This is a genomic window from Mycobacterium sp. P7213 (genome assembly GCF_900604305.1).
In the GTDB taxonomy this organism is placed as follows: domain Bacteria; phylum Actinomycetota; class Actinomycetes; order Mycobacteriales; family Mycobacteriaceae; genus Mycobacterium.
In genome coordinates this window covers 18,054-39,558 of record NZ_UWOA01000044.1, presented here as the reverse complement: position 1 = coordinate 39,558, position 21,505 = coordinate 18,054, and the positions used below count along the sequence as shown (strand labels likewise).

General features: G+C 73.5%; 2 protein-coding genes and 1 pseudogene. All 3 read left to right on the top strand.

The genetic code is table 11. From position 1 onward, the window contains the following. The first annotated feature begins 18 nt into the window (after window positions 1–18). The 3 genes and pseudogenes from EJK91_RS22985 (at window position 19) to EJK91_RS21850 (ending at window position 21,443) form a co-directional block, all read left to right on the top strand. On the top strand, window positions 19–6,891 hold the full coding sequence (locus EJK91_RS22985; RefSeq protein WP_206430434.1) for a PE family protein: 6,873 nt from the start codon (window positions 19–21) through the stop codon (window positions 6,889–6,891). 540 nt (window positions 6,892–7,431) lie between these two features. Then, window positions 7,432–8,034: pseudogene (locus tag EJK91_RS23190) on the top strand (PGRS repeat-containing protein); the annotation flags it as partial. 857 nt (window positions 8,035–8,891) lie between these two features. After that, complete coding sequence (locus EJK91_RS21850) at window positions 8,892–21,443, top strand: beta strand repeat-containing protein (protein ID WP_164517995.1); 12,552 nt, start codon at window positions 8,892–8,894, stop codon at window positions 21,441–21,443. Window positions 21,444–21,505 lie beyond the last annotated feature (62 nt).

Here is a 21,505-nt window from a genome sequence, read left to right as displayed (position 1 = left end):
GGTAAGGGCGGCGCAGCCTTGCAGGGTCTTGGTGGTGCTGGTGGTGCCGGTGGCTCTGGTGGTGAGGGCGGCGAGGGCGCCAACGGTGCCGATGGTGATGGCACGCATCTGGATGGTTATGCCGGTGGTGCCGGCGGTGCCGGTGGTGACGCCGGCCAGGGTGGTGCCGGTGGTGCGGGCCGGGGCCCGATCGTCGACGGTGTTGATGGCACCGCGGGTGCCGGTGGTGACGCCGGTAAGGGTGGTGACGGCTTCGCGGGCGTCGACGGAACTGCCGGCCACGTCGATGGCACCGCTGGTGGCGACGGTGGTGCCGGTGGCACCGGTGGCGCCGGCGGCCAGGAAGTCGATGGCAGCTTCGCCGCCCAGGGTGATGGCGGCAACGGTGGCGCTGGTGGCAAGGGCGGCGTCGGCTTTGGTGGCGCCGCGGGCACCGCAGGCACTGTCGACGGCGGCAATGGTGGTGCCGGTGGTGCCGGTGGTAGCGGTGGCCGCGGTGGTGACGGTGACACGGCCGGCAACGGTGGTAACGCCGGTGTTGGTGGTGCCGGTGGTAACGGCGGCGAAGGCTTCAGTGCCGTGGCCGGCAGCGACGCAGCTGGTGGGGCTGGCGGCAACGCCGGCGCCGGTGGCGCGGGCGGTACCGGTGGTGCCGGGGGCGACTCCAGCGGTAACGGTACCGGTGGAGCTGCCGGTGACGGCGCCAGCGGTGGTAACGCGGGCACGGCCGGCAACGGCGGTGACGGCGCCGGTGGCGGCGGTGCGAACACCGCGGGTGCTGGTGGCAAGGGCGGCAATGGCGCCGATGGCGGCGCCAAGGGTCTGGCCGGCGCCGCGGGCAGCGGGGCCGGTGGCACCGGTGCGGCCGGCAACGACGGCGCCAGCGCCGGTGCGGGCAGTGCTGGTGGTGCCGGTGGTGATGGTGGCGACGGACAAGGCTTCGCCAGTGACGGTATGACGGGCCAGTCCGGTGGTGCTGGTGGTGCCGGTGGCACGGCTGCTGACGGCGCCGGTGGTGCCGGTGGTCGCGGCGGTAATGGCGCTGCCGGTAACGCCGGTGCGGTGGCTGGGGATGGCCAGGCCGGCAACACCGGTGGTGCCGGTGGCAACGGTGGCGTCGGTGGTGTGGGTGGCACGGGTGCCGGCACCGGTAACGGTGGCGCCGGTGGTGCCGGCGGCAACGGTGGTGATGGTGGTGCCGGCTCGGCCGGTAACTCCGGTCCCAACGGTGCCGGTAAGGACGGCGGCAACGGCGGTATCGGCGGCACCTCCGGTGGTGGTGGCCGCGGTGGTGACGCCCTGGGTTCCGGTGATGGTGGCCGCGGTGGCGACTCCGGCAACGGCGGTAACGGCGGTAACGGCGGCCTGGGTTCGAGTGCCACCAACGCCAGCGGTGATGGCGGTAACGGTGGCAGTGGTGGCGCCGGCGGCAACGCGCTGTTCGGTGCCGGTCCTGGTGGCGGTGCTGCCGGTAATGGTGGCAAGGCGTTCGGCACGGGCACTGGTGGTGCCGGTGGTGACGGCGGTAACGCCGGGCACAGCGGTAACGGTGCTGACGGTGGCAACGCCACGGGTGCGGGCAACGCCGGCAATGGTGGCGATGCCGGTGACCCGAACGGCGCTGCTGGTGGTGGCGGTATCGGTGGTCGCGGTGGTGACTCGGTGGCCGGTAACGGTGGTGCCGGTGGCAACGGCGGCAACGGCGCTGACACCGGGTCGGTGGCCGGCAACGGCGGCGACGCACTGGGCACCGGTAACGGCGGCAACGGTGGTTGGGGCGGTGTCGCTGGTTGGGGTGGCCCCGGCGGCCAGGGCGGTAACGCGTTGGGGGCCAACGGTAATGGTGGTGCCGGCGGTGCCGGCGGCAACGGCGGTAACGCGTTGGCCACCGGTGGTACCGGTGGTGATGCCACGTTCGCCGGCAACGGCGGCAATGGTGGTGACGGCGGCTGGGGCGGCGTGGGCCGTGAGGCCGGCGCCGGTGGTAACGCGGCGGGTAGCGGCAACGGTGGTCAAGGCGGTAAGGGCGGCGATGGCGGCGTCAACACCGGTGGCGGCCAGGGTGGTAACGGTGGGGATGGCACGGCCACCCAGAACGCCGGCAATGGTGGTGCCGGTGGTGCTGGGGGCGGCACCCAGTGGAACCCGTTCCCGCCCAACCAATTCGGGCAGGGCGGTAACGGTGGCGCCGGCGGCACGTCGGTCACCGGCACCGGCGGTGTCAGCGGCGACGGTGGCCAAGGCGCCAGCGGCGGCCACGGTGGTGATGGCGGTAACGGTGGTACGGGCTGGACGGCGCCGGCCGGTAGCGGCCTGTCCGGTACTAACGGTGGTAACGCCGGTGCTGGTGGCGCTGGTGGTGACGGCGTTGTGGGTGGCAGCAGTGCGACGGGTATCGCCGGTAGCGGCGGTAACGCCGGTAGTGGTGGTAACGCCGGTACGGCTGGCGCTGGTGGTGACGGCGCCGGTGGCGGCGGTGGAAACATCGCCGGTTCTGGTGGCAAGGGTGGCAATGGCGCCGACGGCGGCGCTGCGGGTGCCGTCGGTGCGGCCGGTGCCGGTACGGGTGGCAACAATGGCACTGCGGGTAGTGCCGGCGCGGGCAGCGCTGGTGGTGCCGGCGGCGACGGCGGCGACGGCGACGGTTTCGCCAGTGACGGGATGACGGGCCAGTCCGGTGGTGCTGGCGGTGCCGGTGGCACGGCTGCTGACGGCGCGGGTGGTGCCGGTGGTCGCGGCGGTAATGGCGCTGCCGGTAACGCTGGTGCGGTGGCTGGGGATGGCCAGGCCGGCAACACTGGTGGTGCTGGTGGTAGTGGTGGCGTCGGTGGTGTGGGTGGCACGGGTGCGGGGACCGGTAACGGTGGCGCCGGTGGTGCTGGCGGCAATGGTGGTGATGGTGGTGCCGGTTCGGCTGGTAACTCCGGTCCCAGTGGTGCGGGTCAGGCTGGTGGTAATGGCGGCGACGGCGGTACCTCTGGTGGTGGTGGTCGCGGTGGTGACGCCCTGGGTTCTGGTGATGGTGGCCGTGGTGGTGACTCCGGTAACGGCGGTAACGGCGGTAATGCCGGTGCGGGTTCGAGTGCCACCAATGCCAGTGGTGATGGTGGCAAGGGTGGCACCGGTGGGTCCGGTGGCGACGCGCTGTTCGGTGCCGGTCCTGGTGGCGGTGCTGCCGGTGATGGTGGCAAGGCGTTCGGCACGGGCACTGGTGGTGCTGGTGGTGACGGTGGCGATGCCGGGCACAGTGGCAACGGTGGCAATGGTGGCGATGCCACCGGTACGGGCAACGGCGGCAACGGTGGCAGTGCCGGTGGCACCGCGCACCTGGGTGGCGGCATTGGTGGCCGTGGTGGTGACTCGGTGGCCGGTAACGGTGGTGCCGGTGGCAACGGTGGCGATGGCGGCGACAGTGGTTCGGTGGCCGGTAACGGTGGTGCCGGTGGACCCGACGGCGGCAACGGTGGCAACGGTGGCTGGGGTGGCCTCGGCGGCTGGGGCGGAACCGCCGGTGTTGGCGGTAACGCCTTGGGCGCCACCGGTAATGGTGGTGCCGGTGGTGCCGGCGGCAACGGCGGTAACGCGGTGGCCACCGGTGGTACCGGTGGTGATGCCACGATCGCGGGCAACGGTGGCAATGGTGGCACCGGCGGTTGGGGCGGCGTGGGCCGTGACGGCGGTGCCGGTGGTAACGCTGCCGGTTCGGGCACCGGTGGCGCTGGTGGTGCCGGTGGTAATGGCGGCGTGAACTCCGACGCCGGTAATGGTGGTGCCGGTGGTGACGGGTCGGGTGGTCAGGCGGCCGGTAATGGCGGCAATGGTGGTGCCGGTGCTGGTGGTTACGGCACGTTCGTGGCGCCGTTCCAGTTCGGTCAGGGCGGTAACGGTGGTGCCGGTGGTACGTCGGGTACGGGCACTGGTGGTGCTGGTGGTAACGGTGGCGTGGGCTCGTCGGGCAGTAATGGTGGTTTGGCGGGTGCGGGTGGCCAGGGCGTCGATGGCGGTAGCGACGGCGGCAATGGCGGTAATGGTGGCGCTGGCGGTAACGGTGCCCATGGTGGTGTCGGCGGCAGTGGTGGTGCTGGTGCCACTTTGGGCGCTAACGGTTCCGGCGGTGCCGGTGGTAACGGCGGTAACGGCGGTAAGCCCGGTGACGGCGGCGACGGCGCCAACGGTGACGCCGCTCATCCCCATGGCGGTGACGGCGGTGACGGCGGCACTGTCGGTGCCGCGGGCAGCGGTGACAGTGGCGGGAACGCGGGCACCGGTGGTGCGTCCGGGACGGGCAGTAAGGGAACTGACGGGGTAGCCGGCAGTACGCCCAGTGGTCTGGCCGGTAACGGCGGTAACGGTGGTGCCGGCTATGACGCGGCATCGGATGTGACTGCGGCGCCGGGTACTTCGGGTGGTAACGGTGGTAACGGCGGCAATGGCAGTTCGATCGGCAACGGCGGCAACGGCGGCCACGGCGGCAGCGGTGTGGCCGGTAAGTCTGGTGACAGTGGTGTCAACCCGGGTGATGCCGGTGGCAGTGGCGGTGAGGGTGGTAGCGGCGGCAGCGGTGGTGCTGGTGGTGCTAGTGGCTCGGTGGCTGGTAATGCCGGTTCTGGTGGCAATGCTGGTAGCGGTGCCAATGGTGGTGCTGGTGGTGCTGGTGTCACCGGTGCTGACGGGCAGTCCGGGGCCGACCTGGGTGTCGGTCAGGACGGCGGTAAGGGYGGTGACGGTGGTGCCGGCGGCGCGGGTGGTGTCGGTGGTGCTGCGGGTGCGCTGCTCAATGGCAGCGGTAACGCGGGCAGTCAGGGCAACGGCGGCAACGGTGGTGACGGTGGGGATGCCGGCACTCCCGGTGACGGTGGTAACGGTGCGGCCGGGTTGGCTGGTGTGGCCGGTTCCGGTGGTGCGTTGGGTGCCGGTGGTGATGGCGGCAAGGGTGGTGATGTCGGTGCGGTCGGCGCTAAGGGCGTCGGTGGCGGCGGTTTGACCCCCGGTGCTGATGGTGTCGACGGTGATTCCCCGAGCGGGGTCCTGGGCAATGGCGGCACTGGTGGTGCCGGTTATGACGCGGCGTCGGATCTGAGTGCGGCGGCGGGCACTTCGGGTGGTGCCGGTGGCAAGGGTGGCGACGGTGGATCGATCGGCAACGGCGGTGACGGCGGTGCTGGTGGCAGCGGGTCGGCCGGTGCTGACGGTGGCGCGGGCACGGGTGGGTCGTCCGGTGTCGACGGTGGTACGGGTGGCGACGGCACTGGCGGCGGCAACGGCGGCCAGGGCGGGGCGGGTGGCAACGGCGGCCTGCTGAGCGGTAACACTGCGGGCAATGGCGGCAAGGGCGGTAACGCCGGTGCCGGCGGCAGCGGTGGGACCGGCGGTGCCGGCTACACAGGTACCAACCCCGGTGAGAACGGCACCCGCGGCGGCGACGGCGGTAACGGGGCGAGCGCCGGGACCGCCGGGGCCGGTGGGGATGCCGGCACCGCGCAGGGCGGGGCTGTGGTCGGCGTCAACGGCGATGGCGGCAACGGCGCCAACGGCGGCAATGGCGGCACTCCGGGCAACGGCGGCAACGGGGCCAACGGCAACGCCTCCACTCCCAAGGGTGGCGACGGCGGCGCCGGCGGCAACCCCGGCGCCAACGGTGCCGGCTCACAAGGCGGCAACGCCGGTACCACAGCCGGCGGCGGCGGTAACGCCGGCAGCAACGGCGCCAACGGCAGCTGGGCCAGCGGGGCCCACGGCAACGGCGGCAACGGCGGTAACGGCTACGACGCAGCCAAGGACCCGGGCGCAGCACCGGGCGCCAACGGCGGCAAGGGCGGCAAGGGCGGCGACGCCGGAGCGATCGGCAACGGCGGCAAGGGCGGCGCCGGCGGTGACGGCGCTCTCGGCAGCACCGGTAACCCGGCGCCGGCCGGCCAGGCACCGGGCGGTACCAGCTACCCGTGGAGCGGCAGCTCGGGCATCAACACGACGCCGAATGTCCAGGGCGCATCCGGTGGCGCCGGCACCACCGCCGCAGTGGCGGGCCAGCAGGGTGGCGACGGCGGCAGCGGCCAGAAGACCGATCTCGGTGGCGGCACAACCAACAACAAGGCGTGGGGCGGCAACGGCGGCAAGGGCGGCGACGGCGGCATCGGCGCGAACGGCGGCGACGGCGGCCACGGCGGCGGCGCCTACAAGGGCGCCGGCGGTCCCTTGGGTGGCAACAGCACCGGCGGCAACGGCGGCGGTGGCGGCATCGGCGGCCACGGGCAGAACGGCGGACAGGGCGGTGCCGGCGGGGAAGGCGGTGCCGGCGGTGCCGGCGGCTCGATCTCCGGCGTCAGCGGCGACGGCGGTGCCGGCGGTAAAGGCGCCAACGGCGGTGCCGGTGCCACCGGTGGTGAGGGCGGCGACGGTGGTGACGGCGGCGCAGCCTCGATCAACACCGCTGGGTTCAACAACCAGTCGATCATCGGCGGCAATGGTGGTGCCGGCGGTGCCGGCGGTATTGGCGGTGCCGGCGGTGCCGGCGGTGCCGGTGGCGCCGGTGGTGCTGCCGGTGCCGTGGGTGGCAGCGGCCAGGCCGGCACCGCGGGTGAGGGCGGCGACGGCGGCAACGGCGGGGCTGCCGGCAAGGGCGGTGCCGGCGGTGACGGGGGCGACGGTGGGAACGCGAGTTACAACACCGCCGCCGGTGCGGTTCGAACCCCGGGCACGGGTGGCGCCGCCGGCAGCGGCGGTACTGCAGGCACGGTCGGTTCCGGTGGTTCCGGCGGCGCCGGCGGCCAGAACGCCGACGGCTCCTACGCCACATCCGGCGACACCGGCGGTGCGGGTGCGGCGGCATCCGTAGGTACCGCCGGCGGCAAGGGCGCTAACGGCACCACAGCCAACAACGCCGTTCCGTGATCGAATTCGCCGGGCACCGGACCGGTTCGGTACCGGATGCTCGGGACGACTGTCCCGGCGGCACCAGCGGCGATGCGCCCACTGGCCGGCGGCTATACAGACGTCGAGCTGACCGGAACCTGCGCACGGTTCGGGACCATCACTAGCGGCGCGAACAACCCGTAAAGGGTAGCGACGGTGCGCTACTGGTCGCCCTCTCCACGCATCACGGCCCGGTCCTTTGACCGGGCCGTGATTGCGTTGCGGTATGCGGACGGCCGCGCTCCCGGCGCGTCTGCTCTGGCAAACAACTCGTAGGCACTTTTACCTAACCTGAGGGAGATATAAGTGGTGTCTGTCAGCTGTGAATATGACAACAACCGTTAACTAATGCCTTCTCCGTTTTTGATAGCTGCTGTTCAGGACGCTGAAAACAAACGTTGTCATGATCGCTCAGGTTCTTCACAAAAGTAGGGGTTGACTAAGAATGTGCCGCTGTTAACCTAGCCCACCATCAGATTTGCCGCCGTCGTCAATATCTGTAGCTAAGGGGCACGTGCCATGTCTCGTTACCGTCAGGGTGTTCAAAAGAGCCGTCGCAGCAACCGGGTGTTCGGTGCCGGAACTGCGGTGAGCGCGTTTCTTGCGTTCGGGTTGGGGCCGCTCGCGGCCGCGCCCGCGGCGCACGCCGATTTTGACGATCTGTTGTTCGACCTACTGGGTGCCGACCTGGGCAACGCCGTTGCCGATCTGGGCGCCAACTGGGGTGACCAGGCTGCCTGGGCGGTGGTGCTGGACTCGGCCAGTTGGTCGCCCTTCTTCGACGCTCTCGGTAGCCAGGCGACCTGGGATGCGGTCCTGGCCGATCTCAACCTGGCCGGTATCGGGGCTTCCGCACTGGATCTGCCGGGCTCCGCGGATGCCTCGTTCAACTGGGCCGACATCAACTGGCTTCGCCCGTTCGGCGACGGCGCGGACGGTACCGCCCTGCACCCCGACGGCTCTGCGGGCGGGTGGATCTACGGCACCGGCGGCGCGGGCTGGGACGCCGACGGAACCGGCACCACCACCGACGGTGGTGCCGGTGGTCAGGGTGGTCTGTTCGGCGGCGACGGTGGTGCCGGTGGTGACGGCTACCTCGATGGCGACGGTGGCGCCGGCGGTGCCGCCGGGCTGTTCGCCTGGTTCAGCCACGGCGGCGCCGGCGGTAACGGCGGTGACGCGGCCACCGCCGGCGGCGTCGGCGGGACCGGTGGCCTCGGTGGCGACGCCGCGCTGTGGGGTCTGTTCAGCACGGCGGGCGTGGGCGGCCAAGGCGGCGACGGCCTGGCCGGTGCGGCAGGTTTGGTCGGCAGCTTCGCCAACGGCGGCGACGGCAATGGCGGCAACGGCGGCAATGGTGGAGCCGGCGGCAATGGTGGCGCCGGTGGCCGAGGTTCGTATCTGTTGTTCGGCGCCGGCGGTAAGGGTGGCGCGGCCGGCAGTGGTGGTGCCGGCGGCGCCGGCGGCCAGGGCGCGGCCGGGGCCGATGGCACTAGTTCGAACATCGATGGCACCGGTGGTGGCAATGGTGGCCTAGGCGGCAATGGTGGTGCGGCCGGCGTGGCCGGTGCCGGTGGCGCGGGCGGCTGGCTCACCCCCAATGCTGCTGCGGGCGCGGCCGGTGCCCAGGGTGTCGGCGGTGTGGGTGGCAATGCCGGTGGCGGTGGTGACGGCCTTGACGGTGCCGACGGCGCCGACGGGACCTCAACCCATGTCGATGGTTTCGCCGGTGAGTCCGGTGGTGCCGGTGGCAATGCCGGACTTGCCGGTGCCGGTGGTCAAGGCGCTGGCGGTCAGGCCGCCAGCGGAGCGGTCGCTTCCGCGGGCAAGGGCGGCAGCGGTGGCGCCGGCGGCACGGGTTATGACGCGGCGACCGACGCCACCGCGGCGGCCGGTACCGCCGGCGGCAATGGCGGTGCTGGCTCGGCAATGCGGGCCTGGGTGGCCTCGAGGCCGATGGCTCCCACGCGGACTCCGGCGTGGCCGGTGCTGGTGGCGCCGGTGGCGACGGTAAAGACGGTGCCGCGGGTGCTGCGGGCACCGCGCTGGACCCCGATGGCACGGCCGGTGGTGCCGGCGGTGCCGGCGGTAACGGCGGGCAAGGCGGTCTGGAGGCCGATGGCAGCACGCGTGCTGTCGATGGTGTCGGTGGTGATGGTGGTGCCGGCGGTAAGGGCGGCGCCGGGTATGACGCGGTGGCAGCGGGTGCCGCGGCCGGCACCTCGGGCGGCAGTGGTGGTGTGGGTGGCGACGGCGGTGTCGGTGGCACCGGTTCCACCGCGGGAGTTCATGGCGCCGGTGGCATCGGCGGCAAGGGTGGATCGGGAACCGATGGTGCTGATGGTGGCGCGGGGTCGGCCGGTACTGCGGGCGACCCCGACGGCGGGGTCGGTGGCAACGGCGGCAATGGCGGCAACGCCGGTGTCGGCGGTGCCGGCGGCAACTCCGGCAACGGCAACCATGCCGCCAGCGGCAGCAATGGTGTGGCCGGTAAGGGCGGCAACGGTGGTGTCGGCGGTGCCGGCTATGACGCCGCTTCCGACAACGGGGCGGCCTCGGGGACCGCGGGCGGCAACGGTGGCGCGGGTGGCAACGCCGGCGTGGGTGGGGTGCAGGCCAACGGTTCTCGGGCGGCATCTGGTGCGGCCGGCGTCGGCGGCGACGGTGGTTCCGGTACCGATGGCCAAAACGGTGTCGCGGGCACCCAGTCCAACCCGGATGGCACGGCGGGGCAGGCCGGTGGCGCCGGCGGCAATGGTGGCCAAGGCGGCCTGAACACCGACAACACGCGCGCCACCGACGGCGACGGCGGCAACGGTGGTGCCGGCGGTAAGGGTGGCGCCGGCTACGAGGGCCTGGACGGGGCCACCGCGGGTGCGGCCGGTGAGAACGGCGGCAATGGTGGTGCCGGTGGTGCCGGCGGTGTCGGCGGAACCGGTACCAATGCGGGACTGCACGGCGTCGGCGGCGTCGGCGGCAACGGTGGCTCCGGTGGTGACGGTGCCACCGGTGGCAACGGTGCGGCGGGCACGGCCACGCATGTGGATGGCACAGCGGGTCAGACCGGCGGTGCCGGTGGCAACGCAGGCAAGGGCGGCGCCGGCGGCGACAGCGGCGGCGGCAACACCGCCGCGAGCGGCAGCAATGGTTTGGCGGGAGTCGGCGGCAAGGGTGGCGTCGGCGGCGCTGGTTTTGCCGGTGTCAACGGGACCACCGGACACGTCGACGGCACCAACGGTGGCGCCGGTGGTGCCGGCGGCGACGGTGGCCAGGGCGGTCTGCAGGTCGACGGGGTGACCCGCGCAGCTCAGGGTGACGGTGGCGCGGGTGGTGCCGGCGGCAAGGGCGGCAGCGGACTTGACGGTGTGGCCGGAGTGGCGGCAGGCGCCAGTGGCACCAACGGCGGTGCCGGCGGCAACGGTGGCGCCGGCGGTGTCGGCGGCCAGGGCACCAACAACGGTGCGGCCGGTCTCGGCGGAGTCGGTGGCAACGGCGGCAACGGTGGCGCGGGTGCCGCGGGCGCGGCCGGTAACGACGGCACGGTCAGCAATGTGGATGGCACCGCCGGTGGTAACGGTGGTGCGGGCGGTAACGCGGGCAAGGCCGGTACCGGCGGCCTCAGCGGTTCGGGTGTGCAGGCCGCGGCCGGTACCAATGGCGCCGCGGGCGTCGGTGGCGCCGGTGGCCAGGGTGGCAAGGGCTTTGCCGGGGCTGATTCGGCCAGTGCGGGTGCTTCGGGTGCCAATGGTGGTGCTGGTGGTGCTGGTGGCAATGGCGGTCTGGGTGGTCTGCAGGTCGATGGCAGCACGCGGGCTACCACGGGTGTGGGTGGCAATGGTGGTGCCGGCGGCTCTGGTGGTGCGGGCTACACCGGTAAGGCCGGTACGGACGCGTCGGTGGCGGGTGCCACCGGTGGTGCGGGTGAGTCGGGCACCAATGGTGGTAACGGTGGTGCTGGTGGCGCCGCGGGCACGGGTTCGGTTGCGGGCCAGCAGGGTGTCGGCGGTAAGGGTGGCGCCGGTGGTTCCGGTGGTGCCGGCGGCAAGGGTGCTGCGGGCTCAACGGGCACGGCGTCGAATGTCGACGGTGGTGCCGGCGGTGCCGGTGGTGTCGGTGGTAACGCGGGCAAGGGCGGTACCGGTGGTGCGGGCTTTGGTGGTCCGGCCGCCAATGGCACTGCGGGCACCGCGGGTGTCGGTGGTGCGGGAGCTGCGGGCGGTGCGGGCTTTGCCGGGGCTGATTCGACCAGTGCGGGTGCTTCGGGTGCCAATGGTGGTGCTGGTGGTGCTGGTGGTGCTGGTGGCAATGGCGGCCTGGGTGGTCTGCAGGTCGATGGCAGCACGCGGGCCGCTCAGGGCGACGGTGGTGCCGGTGGCGTCGGCGGCAAGGGTGGTGCGGGGTACAACGCGGTGACCGCGGGCGCACCGGCGGGTACCTCGGGCACCAATGGTGGCGTGGGCGGTAACGGCGGCGTCGGCGGCAGCGGCACCAATGCCGGGGCCCACGGTGCCGGTGGTGTCGGCGGTAATGGTGGCTCGGGAACCGACGGCGCCAACGGCGTGGCCGGCACCACGGGCACCGCTGAGGATCGGACCGGTACGGCCGGCGGCAATGGTGGCAACGGCGGTAACGCCGGCGCCGGTGGCGCGGGCGGTTCCTCCGGCGGCGGCAACTTCGCCGCCTCGGGCACCAACGGCACGGCGGGTAAGGGCGGCAACGGCGGTGCCGGTGGCGCTGGCTACGACGCCGCATCGGATGTGACTGCCGCGGCGGGCACCTCCGGTGGCAATGGTGGTGTGGGTGGTAACGCCGGGCTCGGCGGTCAGCAGGTCGGCGGCGGGCGCGCCGCGGACGGCACGGCAGGCGTCGGCGGCAATGGTGGCGACGGCAAGACCGGCGCGGCGGGAACCGCCGGCACGGCGGCCGACCCCGACGGCACCGCCGGCGGCACGGGTGGCGCCGGTGGTAACGGCGGCGTAGGTGGTCTGCAGGCCGATGGCAGCACGCATGCCGCGACCGGCACGGGCGGCGACGGCGGTGCCGGCGGTAAGGGTGGTGCCGGCTATGACGCGGCCTCGGACAGCGGTGCCGCGGCGGGCACGTCCGGCGGCACGGGTGGTGCCGGCGGCAACGGTGGTGTCGGTGGCACCGGTTCGGTGGCCGGCGTGGATGGTGCCGGTGGCGTGGGTGGCAACGGAGGTAGCGGTTCAGACGGTGCCAACGGTTCGATTGGCCAGGCGGGCACGGCATCTGAGCCCGACGGTGGTTCCGGTGGCAACGGCGGCAACGGTGGTAACGCCGGTGCCGGTGGCGCCGGTGGTCTGGCCGGCGGGACTGGAGCTCAGGCGGCCGGCGGCTTGAACGGTGGCGCCGGTAAGGGCGGCAACGGTGGCGCCGGTGGCGCGGGCTATGACGCCGCTTCGGATTCCGGGGCCGCTGCGGGCACGTCCGGTGGCAATGGTGGTATCGGTGGTAACGCCGGGCTCGGCGGTCAGCTGGTCGGAGGCGGCCGTGGAGACGACGGCACCGCGGGCGTCGGCGGCAATGGTGGCGACGGCAAGACCGGCGCGGCGGGCACCGCAGGTACTGCGGGTGACCCCGACGGCACGGCCGGCGGCCAGGGTGGTTCCGGTGGTAACGGCGGCGTGGGTGGTCTGCAGGTCGATGGCAGTACGCATGCCGCGACCGGCACGGGCGGCGATGGTGGTGCCGGCGGTAAGGGTGGCGCCGGGTATGACGCGGCCTCGGACAGCGGTGCTGCTGCGGGCACGTCCGGTGGCAAGGGTGGTGCTGGCGGCAACGGTGGTGTCGGCGGCACCGGTTCGGTGGCCGGTCTGGATGGTGCCGGCGGTGTCGGTGGCAACGGCGGTAGCGGTAGCGATGGCGCTGACGGGGCAGTCGGCCAGGTAGGTACGGCGGGCGATCCGACCGGCGGCACCGGTGGCAACGGCGGCGACGGTGGTAACGCCGGTGCCGGGGGCGCCGGTGGTCTCGCCGGTGGCACCGGAGCCCAGGCGGCTGGCGGCTTGAACGGTGGAGCCGGCAAGGGCGGCAACGGTGGTGCCGGTGGTGCCGGCTATGACGCCGCGAGCGATGCGACGGCGGCGGCGGGCACGTCCGGCGGTCAGGGCGGTGTCGGTGGTAACGCCGGGCACGGTGGCCAGCTGGTCGGAGGCGGCCATGGGGACGACGGCGCGGCCGGTGTCGGTGGCAATGGTGGCGACGGCAAGACCGGTGCCACGGGTTCGGACAGTTCCACCGCGGGTGTTGACGGCGGAAACGGTGGTACCGGTGGCGCCGGCGGTAACGGCGGCCTCGGCGGTTTCGAGGTCAACGGCACCGATCGCGCCAACTCCGGCAACGGTGGTGCCGGTGGTGCCGGCGGTGCGGGTGGCGACGGCTACAGCGGACAAAGCAGTACCACCGCTGGAGTGGACGGAGAGAGCGGAACCAGCGGCGGCCTCGGTGGCGACGGTGGTCAGGGCGGCTCCGGCTTCGTCGCCGGCGCCGGCGGTTCGGGCGGCCTCGGCGGTGACGGCGGCAACGCCGGTGACGGCTACACCGCAGAGGTCGGCAGCGGCAACTCGGGTACCGACGGCGGCAATGCCGGAACCGGTGGTGCCGGTGGCAAGGGTGGTGAGGGTGGCGCCAGTGCCACCGGAACCGCGGGCAACGGCGGCAACGCCGGCAGCGGTGGCAACGCCGGTACCGCCGGCAACGGTGGCGACGGCGCCGGTGGTAGCGGCGGTAACACCGCTGGATCCGGTGGCAAGGGCGGCAACGGCGCTGACGGCGGCGCGGCGGGCAGCATCGGCCTTGCCGGTGCGGGTGCAGGCGGCAGCAATGGTGCCGCTGGCACTGCCGGAGCTGACAGCGACGGCGGCAACGGTGGTGCCGGTGCCGATGGTTCGGGATTTGCCGCTGACGGCGTGACGGGCCAGGCCGGCGGCCAAGGTGGCGCGGGTGGAACCGGTGGCGCGCACAACAACGGCGGCACCGGCGGAACCGGCGGTGCGGGTGCTGAAGGTGCGGCTGGGACCAGTGGCGTCGGGGCAGGTGCTTCGGCAACCACCGCGGGTGGCACGGGTGGCGCCGGTGGCGCTGGTGGTGCGGGCGGTGACGGCGGCGCGGTCTCCGGTGTCAGCGGCAATGGCGGCGAGGGTGGCGCCGGCGGTAAGGGCGGTGCTGGCGGCAGCGGTGTCGACGGTGCTGCGGGCATAGACAACTCCGGCAACACCGGTGTGGCCGGCGGTAAGGGCGGCAACGCCGGTAATGCCACCGTCGGCGGCAACGGCGGCGCTGGTGGCGCCGGAGGTGCGGCAGGGGCTGCCGGCGGTGGCGGCTCCGGAAGCCACGGTGCCGGTGGTGAAGGCGGTGCCGGAGGCACCGGCGGTAACGCGGGCAACGGCGGCAACGGCGGTGACGGTGGCGATGGCGATGGCGCCTCCAGCATCGCGGCTGGCAAGGGCGGCGACGGCGGAACCGGCGGCCTGGTCGGCAGGGGTGGTTTCGGTGGTGCCGGTGGTGACAACGGTGACGGCACCAATGCTGCGTCGGGTTCGCAGGGCGCGGTCGGCCTCGGTGGCGACGGCGGCAACGGTGGTGACGGTGGCGATGGTGTCGGCCAACTCCCCGACGGCACCGGCCAGGCAGGTGCGGCCGGTGGTAACGGCGGCGACACCGCGCTGTTCGGCCAGAACATCTACAACAACCCCTTGAAGCCCGCGGGCAACGGCGGCATCGGCGGCAACGGCGGCGCCGGTGCAGCCGGCGCCGACAACGCAGCCGGTGACGGTTTCGCCGGTGGTGCCGGTGGCGCTGGTGGTAACGGCGGTAATGGCGGCTACCAGAACGGCCACGGTGGCAACACCACCGGTGCCGGTGGTGCCGGCGGTAAGGGTGGCACCGGCGGTGAGGGCGGCGCGGCCACTGGCGTGACCGGAAATGGTGGCGACGGTGGTGCCGGTGGTGCCGGCGGCATCGGCGGTTGGGCGGGCAGCGCTGAGAACCCGGGCTCCCTCTCCGACGGCTACGACCACACCGTGGTCGGTGGCAACGCCGGCAATGGCGGCGAAGGCGGCATTGGTGGTGCCGGCGGCGAGTCGAATGCCGGCACCGGCGGTGTCGGTGGTGCCGGTGGCGACGGCGGTGAAGCCGGCCGCGGCGGCTGGGGCTCGCTACAGGGCACTGACGGCGGCAACGGCGGCGTAGGCGGTAACGGCGGTAACGGCGGCGAGGGTGGTGCCGGCGTGATCGGTGGCGCCGGTGGTGCCGCCGGCGACGGTGGCACTGGTGGCACTGGCGGCCACGGCGGGTATGGCTCGACCGGCTTCGACGCCGGCGACGGCGGACTGGGCGGTGCCGCCGGTAACGGTGGCGTCGGTGGCGCCGGCGGGCAAGGTGTTGACGCAGCCAGTGGTGGTGTCGGCGGTGCCGGCGGCAACGGTGGCCTCGGTGGCCGCGGCGGTACGGCCGGCAACCCGGGATCGGTGGCGGGCGCACCCGGTCGCGACGGCGGTATCGGAGACGTAGCAGGCAACGGCGGTAACGCGGGTGCCGGTGGCGCCGGTGCCGGCGACGCTGCAGACGGTGCCAACGGCCACGGCGGCGACGGTGGCCTCGGTGGCCGCGGCGGCCAGGCGGCCGCGGGCGCGGGAACCGACGCCAACGGCAACGGCTACGACGGCGGCAACGGTGGCGCCGGCGGTGCCGGTGGTGCGGGCGGTCAGGGCATCGGCGGTGTCGGCGGCGGGAACGGTGGCCGGGGCGGCCAGGGCGGCCAGGGCCTCAACGGTGCCGGGGGCGCCAGCGCGCCGGCCGGCAGCGGCCTCGACGGCGGAAAGGGCGGTAACGGCGGCGACGGCGGTGCCGCCGGCCAGGGCGGTACCGGTACCGATGGCGGTCAGGACGGCACGGTGGGTGCCGGAGGTTGGGCCGGCAGCGGTGGCGCGGGCGGTAAGGGCGCCGATGGCACCGCGACCGCTGACGCCGGCAACGGTGGCGCCGGCGGTAACGGCGGCGCGGCAGGAGCTGGAAACAACGTCAACCCGGACGCCTCGGACTACAACCCCGGCAAGGCCGGCAACGGTGGTGTCGGTGGTGCCGGCGGCAACCAGGGTGCTGGTACCGCGGCAGGCAACGGCGGCGCCGGCGGAAACGGTGGCAACGCCACCGGCGGCGCGGCCGGCATCGGTGGCACCGGTGGCGCAGGTGGCACCGGATCCACCAGTAACGGCGGCAGTGGTGGCGCCGGTGGTAACGGCGGCGACGCCGGTCCGACCCCCAGCGGCACCGGCCCCGGCGTCAACGGGATTGCCGGTGGAGCGGGCGGTGCGGGTGGTGCCGGCGGTAACGGTATCGGCGGCGGCACCGGTGGTAAGGGCGGCACCGGTGGCGCCGGCAGCGACGGCACCAACGGTGCCGACGCGGTCACCCCGGGTGCGACGGGCGGCAACGGCGGAAACGCCGGAGCCGGTGGCACCGGCGGTGCGGGTGGCAAGGGCGGCACGGGCCTGTCCGGCAGTGCCGGTGGTCAGGGCGGTAACGGTGGCACCGGCGGTACCGGGGGTAAGGGCGGTGACGGCGGCGACGGTGCCGACGGCGGCACCGGTCTGTTGGCCGGCAACGGCGGTAACGGCGGTAACGGCGGCACCGGTCTTGGTGGGGCAGCGGGCGCCGGCGGCACCGGTGGCACCACGGGAACAAGCGGGACTGTCGGCGCCGCAGGCACCGGCGGTGCCGGTGGCAACGGTGGCGACGGTGGCGACGCCTCGGGCCTGATTGGAGGCATTCCGCAGTCCGGCGGTAGCGGTGGCAACGGCGGTAAAGGTGGCACTGGCGCCAGTGGCGGTACCGGCGGCGTCGGTGGCACCGGTGCGGCGGTCGGCGCCGGCGCGTTCGGCGGTGACGGCGGCATAGGCGGCCTGGGCTACCAGGGATCCGGCGACATCGGCTACGGCGGTGGTGGCGGCGGTGGTGGCGGCGGTGCCTACGTGGGTGGCACCGGATCCACCAGCGGCTCTACGGTGACCGGTGGTAAGGGCGGCGACGGCGCGAACGGCACCGTCAGCGGCCCCGGGGCTCCCGGGCTGACCGGTGGTGTCGCCACCCTGGTCATCGACGGCACCGTGGAAAACGTGGAGATCACGGGCGGTAATGCCACGGCGGACTACGCGGGCGGCGCGGCTAACGTCATTGTCGACGCGACCAGCACCATCACCGGCGGCAGCATCACCGGCGGTAACGCCGGTAGCGGTGGCGCGGGCGGCGATGCCACCCTGGCCGCGACCAACGGGGCCGAGATCATCGGCAGCTCCGTCACCGGCGGTAATGGCGGCGACAGCTATGCGGGCGGTGCGGCTGTCATCAACGCTGACGGCGCAGGCGTCACCGTCACCGACGTGACGCTCGTGGGCGGCAACGCCGGTAACGGCGGCGAGGGTGGCAGCGCCACCGTGAACGCCGACAGCGGCGCCTCCGTCGCCGGCACACAGGTCACCGGCGGTAACGGCGGAGACGGTGGCGCCGGCGGGTCGGCAACGGTGTACGCCACCGACGGCAGCACCGTCGAAGACAGTTCGGCGACCGGTGGTAACGCCTCGGCCACCGCGGCCGGTGGCGACGCATCGATCACCGCTGACTCGGGCAGCACCGTCACCAACAGCCACGTCGAAGGCGGCAACGGCGGCGGCAACGGCGGCGGTGGGGGCGAGGACTTTGCCCGCGGCATGTTCTCCCTCTTCTCGATCGAGAGTGTTGACGGCACCGATGGCGTCGGTGGGACGGCCACCATCTCCGCCACCAACGGCGGTGTGGTCACCGACGCCTACGCCTACGGCGGTGCCGGCGGAATCGGCACCGACGGTGGGGTCGGTGGAGCCGGCGGCGCGGCCGTCGTGTCCGCCGACGGGACCGGCAGCACCGCAACCGGTAACGCGTACGGCGGAGCGGGCGGTGCCGGTACGGGTGGTATCGGTGGCGCAGGCGGTCGGGGCGCTGTTGAGGCGACGGGTGAGAACAGCTCGGCCAGCGGTACCGGCACCGGCGGTAACGGCGGCGACGGCATCGACGGTGGCCAGGGTGGCGCCGGGGCCGAGGGTTCGACCAATTCCACCGCATATGGCAGCGCCACGGGCGACAGCTTCGGCGGCAACGGCGGAACGGCGACCGGCGAGAACAGTGTCGGCGGTGACGGCAGTGGCGGCTGGGTTCAGGCCGGCTACGGCGGTCCGGTAGGCGGCATCGCGACCGGTGACGCCACCGGCGGTGACGGCGGGTCTGCGAGCGGTGGCGGTACGGGCGGCAACGGCGGCATGGCCGTCGTGCTGAGCAACGGGGTCGGTGCGGAAGCACACGGCAGCGCGTTCGGCGCCAGGGGCGGCGACGGTGTCGATGGCGGCGTCGGCGGCGACTCCCGGACTGCCGGCACCGGCCAGGTGGCCGCGACCGCCGATGGGTCCTATGCCTCGGGTACGGGCAAGGGCGGCGACGCCGGCGATGGTATCGGCGTCGGCAACACCGGCGGTGGCGGCAGCACCGGCTGGCTGCAGGCCTCCGGCGTGGACAGCAAGGTCACCGGGACCGCGACTGGCGGCGCGGGCGGCGACGGTCACGACGGCCTCGTGGGTGCCGGCGGCGGCCGGGGTTCCCTGCAGGCAATTGGTGAGGGCGCACAGATCCTCAACAGTCACGCCCACGGAGGTGACGGCGGTGCCGGCTACGTCACCTCTGCGGCGTCGGGCGGCACGGCCAACTTCCTCGTCTATGACGATGCGACCGTCAGCAACGTCACGGCCACCGGTGGCAACGGCACCGACGGCTTTGCCGGCGGTTTGGTCAAGGTTGAGGTCCATGGCAGCGGAAGCTCCGTCGCGGACACCACCCTTGCGGGTGGAAAGGCCGGCCTCGGCGGTGCCGGTGGCAGTGCCACGGTGACCGCTACGGCCGGTGGCAGCGTCGAGGACAGCAGTCTGATCGGCGGCGCCGCGGGGACCGGGACCGGCGGCGGTGCCGGTGGCGCGGCCGCCGTGAGTGCCAGCAACGGCGCTTCGGTCACCAATGGCGACGCCGCAGGCGGTACCGGCGGTGCGGGCACCGACGGTGGAGTCGGCGGCGCGGGTGGCGCGGGCAGGATTACTGCAGACGGCCCCACCAGCACCATTACCGACGGTGCGGCTACCGGTGGTAACGGCGGTACGGCCGACGGCGCTGGCAGCGTCGGCGGCGCCGGTTCCGACGCCGACGCCGCGGCTGTTCTTGGCGGCACCGTGACAAACGGGTCCGCGACCGGCGGCGACGGTGGTAACGCCACCGACGGCGGCGTCGGCGGCGCCGGTGGCTACTCCGCCGTCACGGCCGGGGTCGAGGGCGGCACCGGCGGCACCACCTCCGGTACCGGCCAGGGCGGCAACGGCGGCTCCGCCGACGGCGCCGGCAGCATCGGCGGCAAGGGCGGCAGCGGCAACATCCAGTCCGGCTTTGTCCGCACCGGTATCGGCGGCAACGACGGCTCGGCCAGCGGAACCGCGACCGGCGGCAACGGTGGTGACGCCACCGGAGGCGGCAAGGGCGGTACCGGCGCCACCGGCAGCGTGGTCGCCGGCGGAACCGGTGCGGTGGCCAGCGGCACCGCGAGCGGCGGTAACGGCGGTGCCGGCCTCGAAGGCGGCACCGGCGGTAATGGCAGCGCCGGCCAGGTGGGTGCCTTTGCAGCCGGGGCACTGGCCAGTGGTGACGCATCCAGCGGCAACGGTGGGGACGGCACGGGCGCCGGAAGCGTGGGCGGCAACGGCACCATCGGCAACATCCAGGCGTTCGGGCTGAACAGCCAGGCGTCGGGCACCGCGACCGGTGGCGACGGCGGCGCGGCCAGCGACGGTGGCCGCGGTGGCACCGGCGGTCAGGGCCGGATCGTGGCCAACGCCGACGGCAGCATCGCTACCGGAAGCACGGCCACGGCCGGCGACGGCGGCTCCGGACTCGGCGGCGTCAACGCCTCGGGCGCCCTGGGCGGCCAGGCCTACGTCTTCGCGGGCACCCTGGGTGACGCCGGCAGCGGCGGCAACATCACCGGCAGCACCGCGATCGGCGGAGACGCCAGCAGCTCTGTCAACGGCGGCATCGGCCAGGTCGAAGCCATCAACGGGACCATCACCAACAGCTCTGCGACCGGCAGTGACGGCGGTGCAGGTGGCCTGGGCGGCTATGCCACGGTCAGCGCCACCGATGGGGGTTCCATCTCCGGCAGCCACGCGGTCGCCGGCCAGAACGGGCTGACCGCCGTCGGCGGCAATGCGACGGTGTCGGCCGACGGCACTGGTAGCACCGTCTCCGGCAGCACCGCCACCGGTGGTAACGCCGGGGTCGGCACCACCGGAGGTATCGGCGGTGCTGGTGGCGCGGCAAACGTGCAGACCACCAACGGTGCAGGTATCTCCAACACCACCATTTCCGGCGGTGCGGGCGGTGCCGCCACCAACGGTGGTACCGGCGGCGTGGGCGGTTTCGGTGAGGCCAAGGCAAATGGCGYCGGCAGCACGATCACCGGTACCGGCACCGCCGGTGCCGGCGGTGCCGGGAACAACGGAACGGGCGGTGCCGGCGGCGGTGGCTTCCTGGTCGTCGACGATGCCGGCGGCACGATCGGTGGCGGCAATACAGCGATCGCAATCGGCGGCTCTGGAGGTGCCGGTACCGATGGCGGCGTCGGCGGCAACGGCTGGTTCGGCGAACTCGAGGCCAACGGCGCAGGAGGCCTCTCCTACGGCACCGCCACCGGAGGCAGCGGCGGTAACGCCACCGGTGTCGGCAGTGTCGGCGGTGTCGGCGCCACCGGCATCATTCAAAGCGCTCGTCCCGAGGGCGGCGGAGTCGGTGGCACCGCACACGGCACCGCCACCGGCGGCAACGGTGGCGACGCCACCGGCGGCGGCAAGGGCGGCGCCGGGGACCGCGGCAGCATCCTGGCCGGTGGAACTGGGGCCGAGTCCTCCGGTATCGCCCAAGGCGGCAACGGCGGCGACGCGAGTGCTGCCGGCGCCACCGGCGGTAAGGGCGGCTCGGCCAACTTGAGCGCCTTCAACGCGACAGCCGATGGCACGTTGACCGCCGGCGACGGCGGTGCCGGCCTGGGCGGTGACGGCGGGCTCGGCGGCCGCGCGTGGCTGCAGGCGACCTATCCGGGCACCTCGATCACGGCGAGCACCGCAACCGGCGGTACCGGCGGTGACGGTGGCCTCAACGGTGCGGGCGGCGCCAAGGGCGGTGCCGGTGGGGCAGGCGGTTGGGGCAACGTCCAACTGCAAGGCCCTTCCCCCACATCGGTCACCGGCAGCGCCGGCGTCGGCGGCAACGGCGGTAACGGTGGCGACGGTGGCCCGGGCGTCGGCGACGGTGCCGGCGGCAAGGGTGGCAGTGGCGGAATCGGCGGCTTCAACGGCCAGTCCGGCACCGGTGGTGACGGTGGTGATGGTGGTGTCGGCCAGCCCGGCGGTGTCACCGGTACTGCCGGCACCAATGGGGCTAACAACTGATAGCTACCCGCACCTAGGCGAGGATGCCCCGCACACGCAAGGTGTGCGGGGCATCCTCGTCT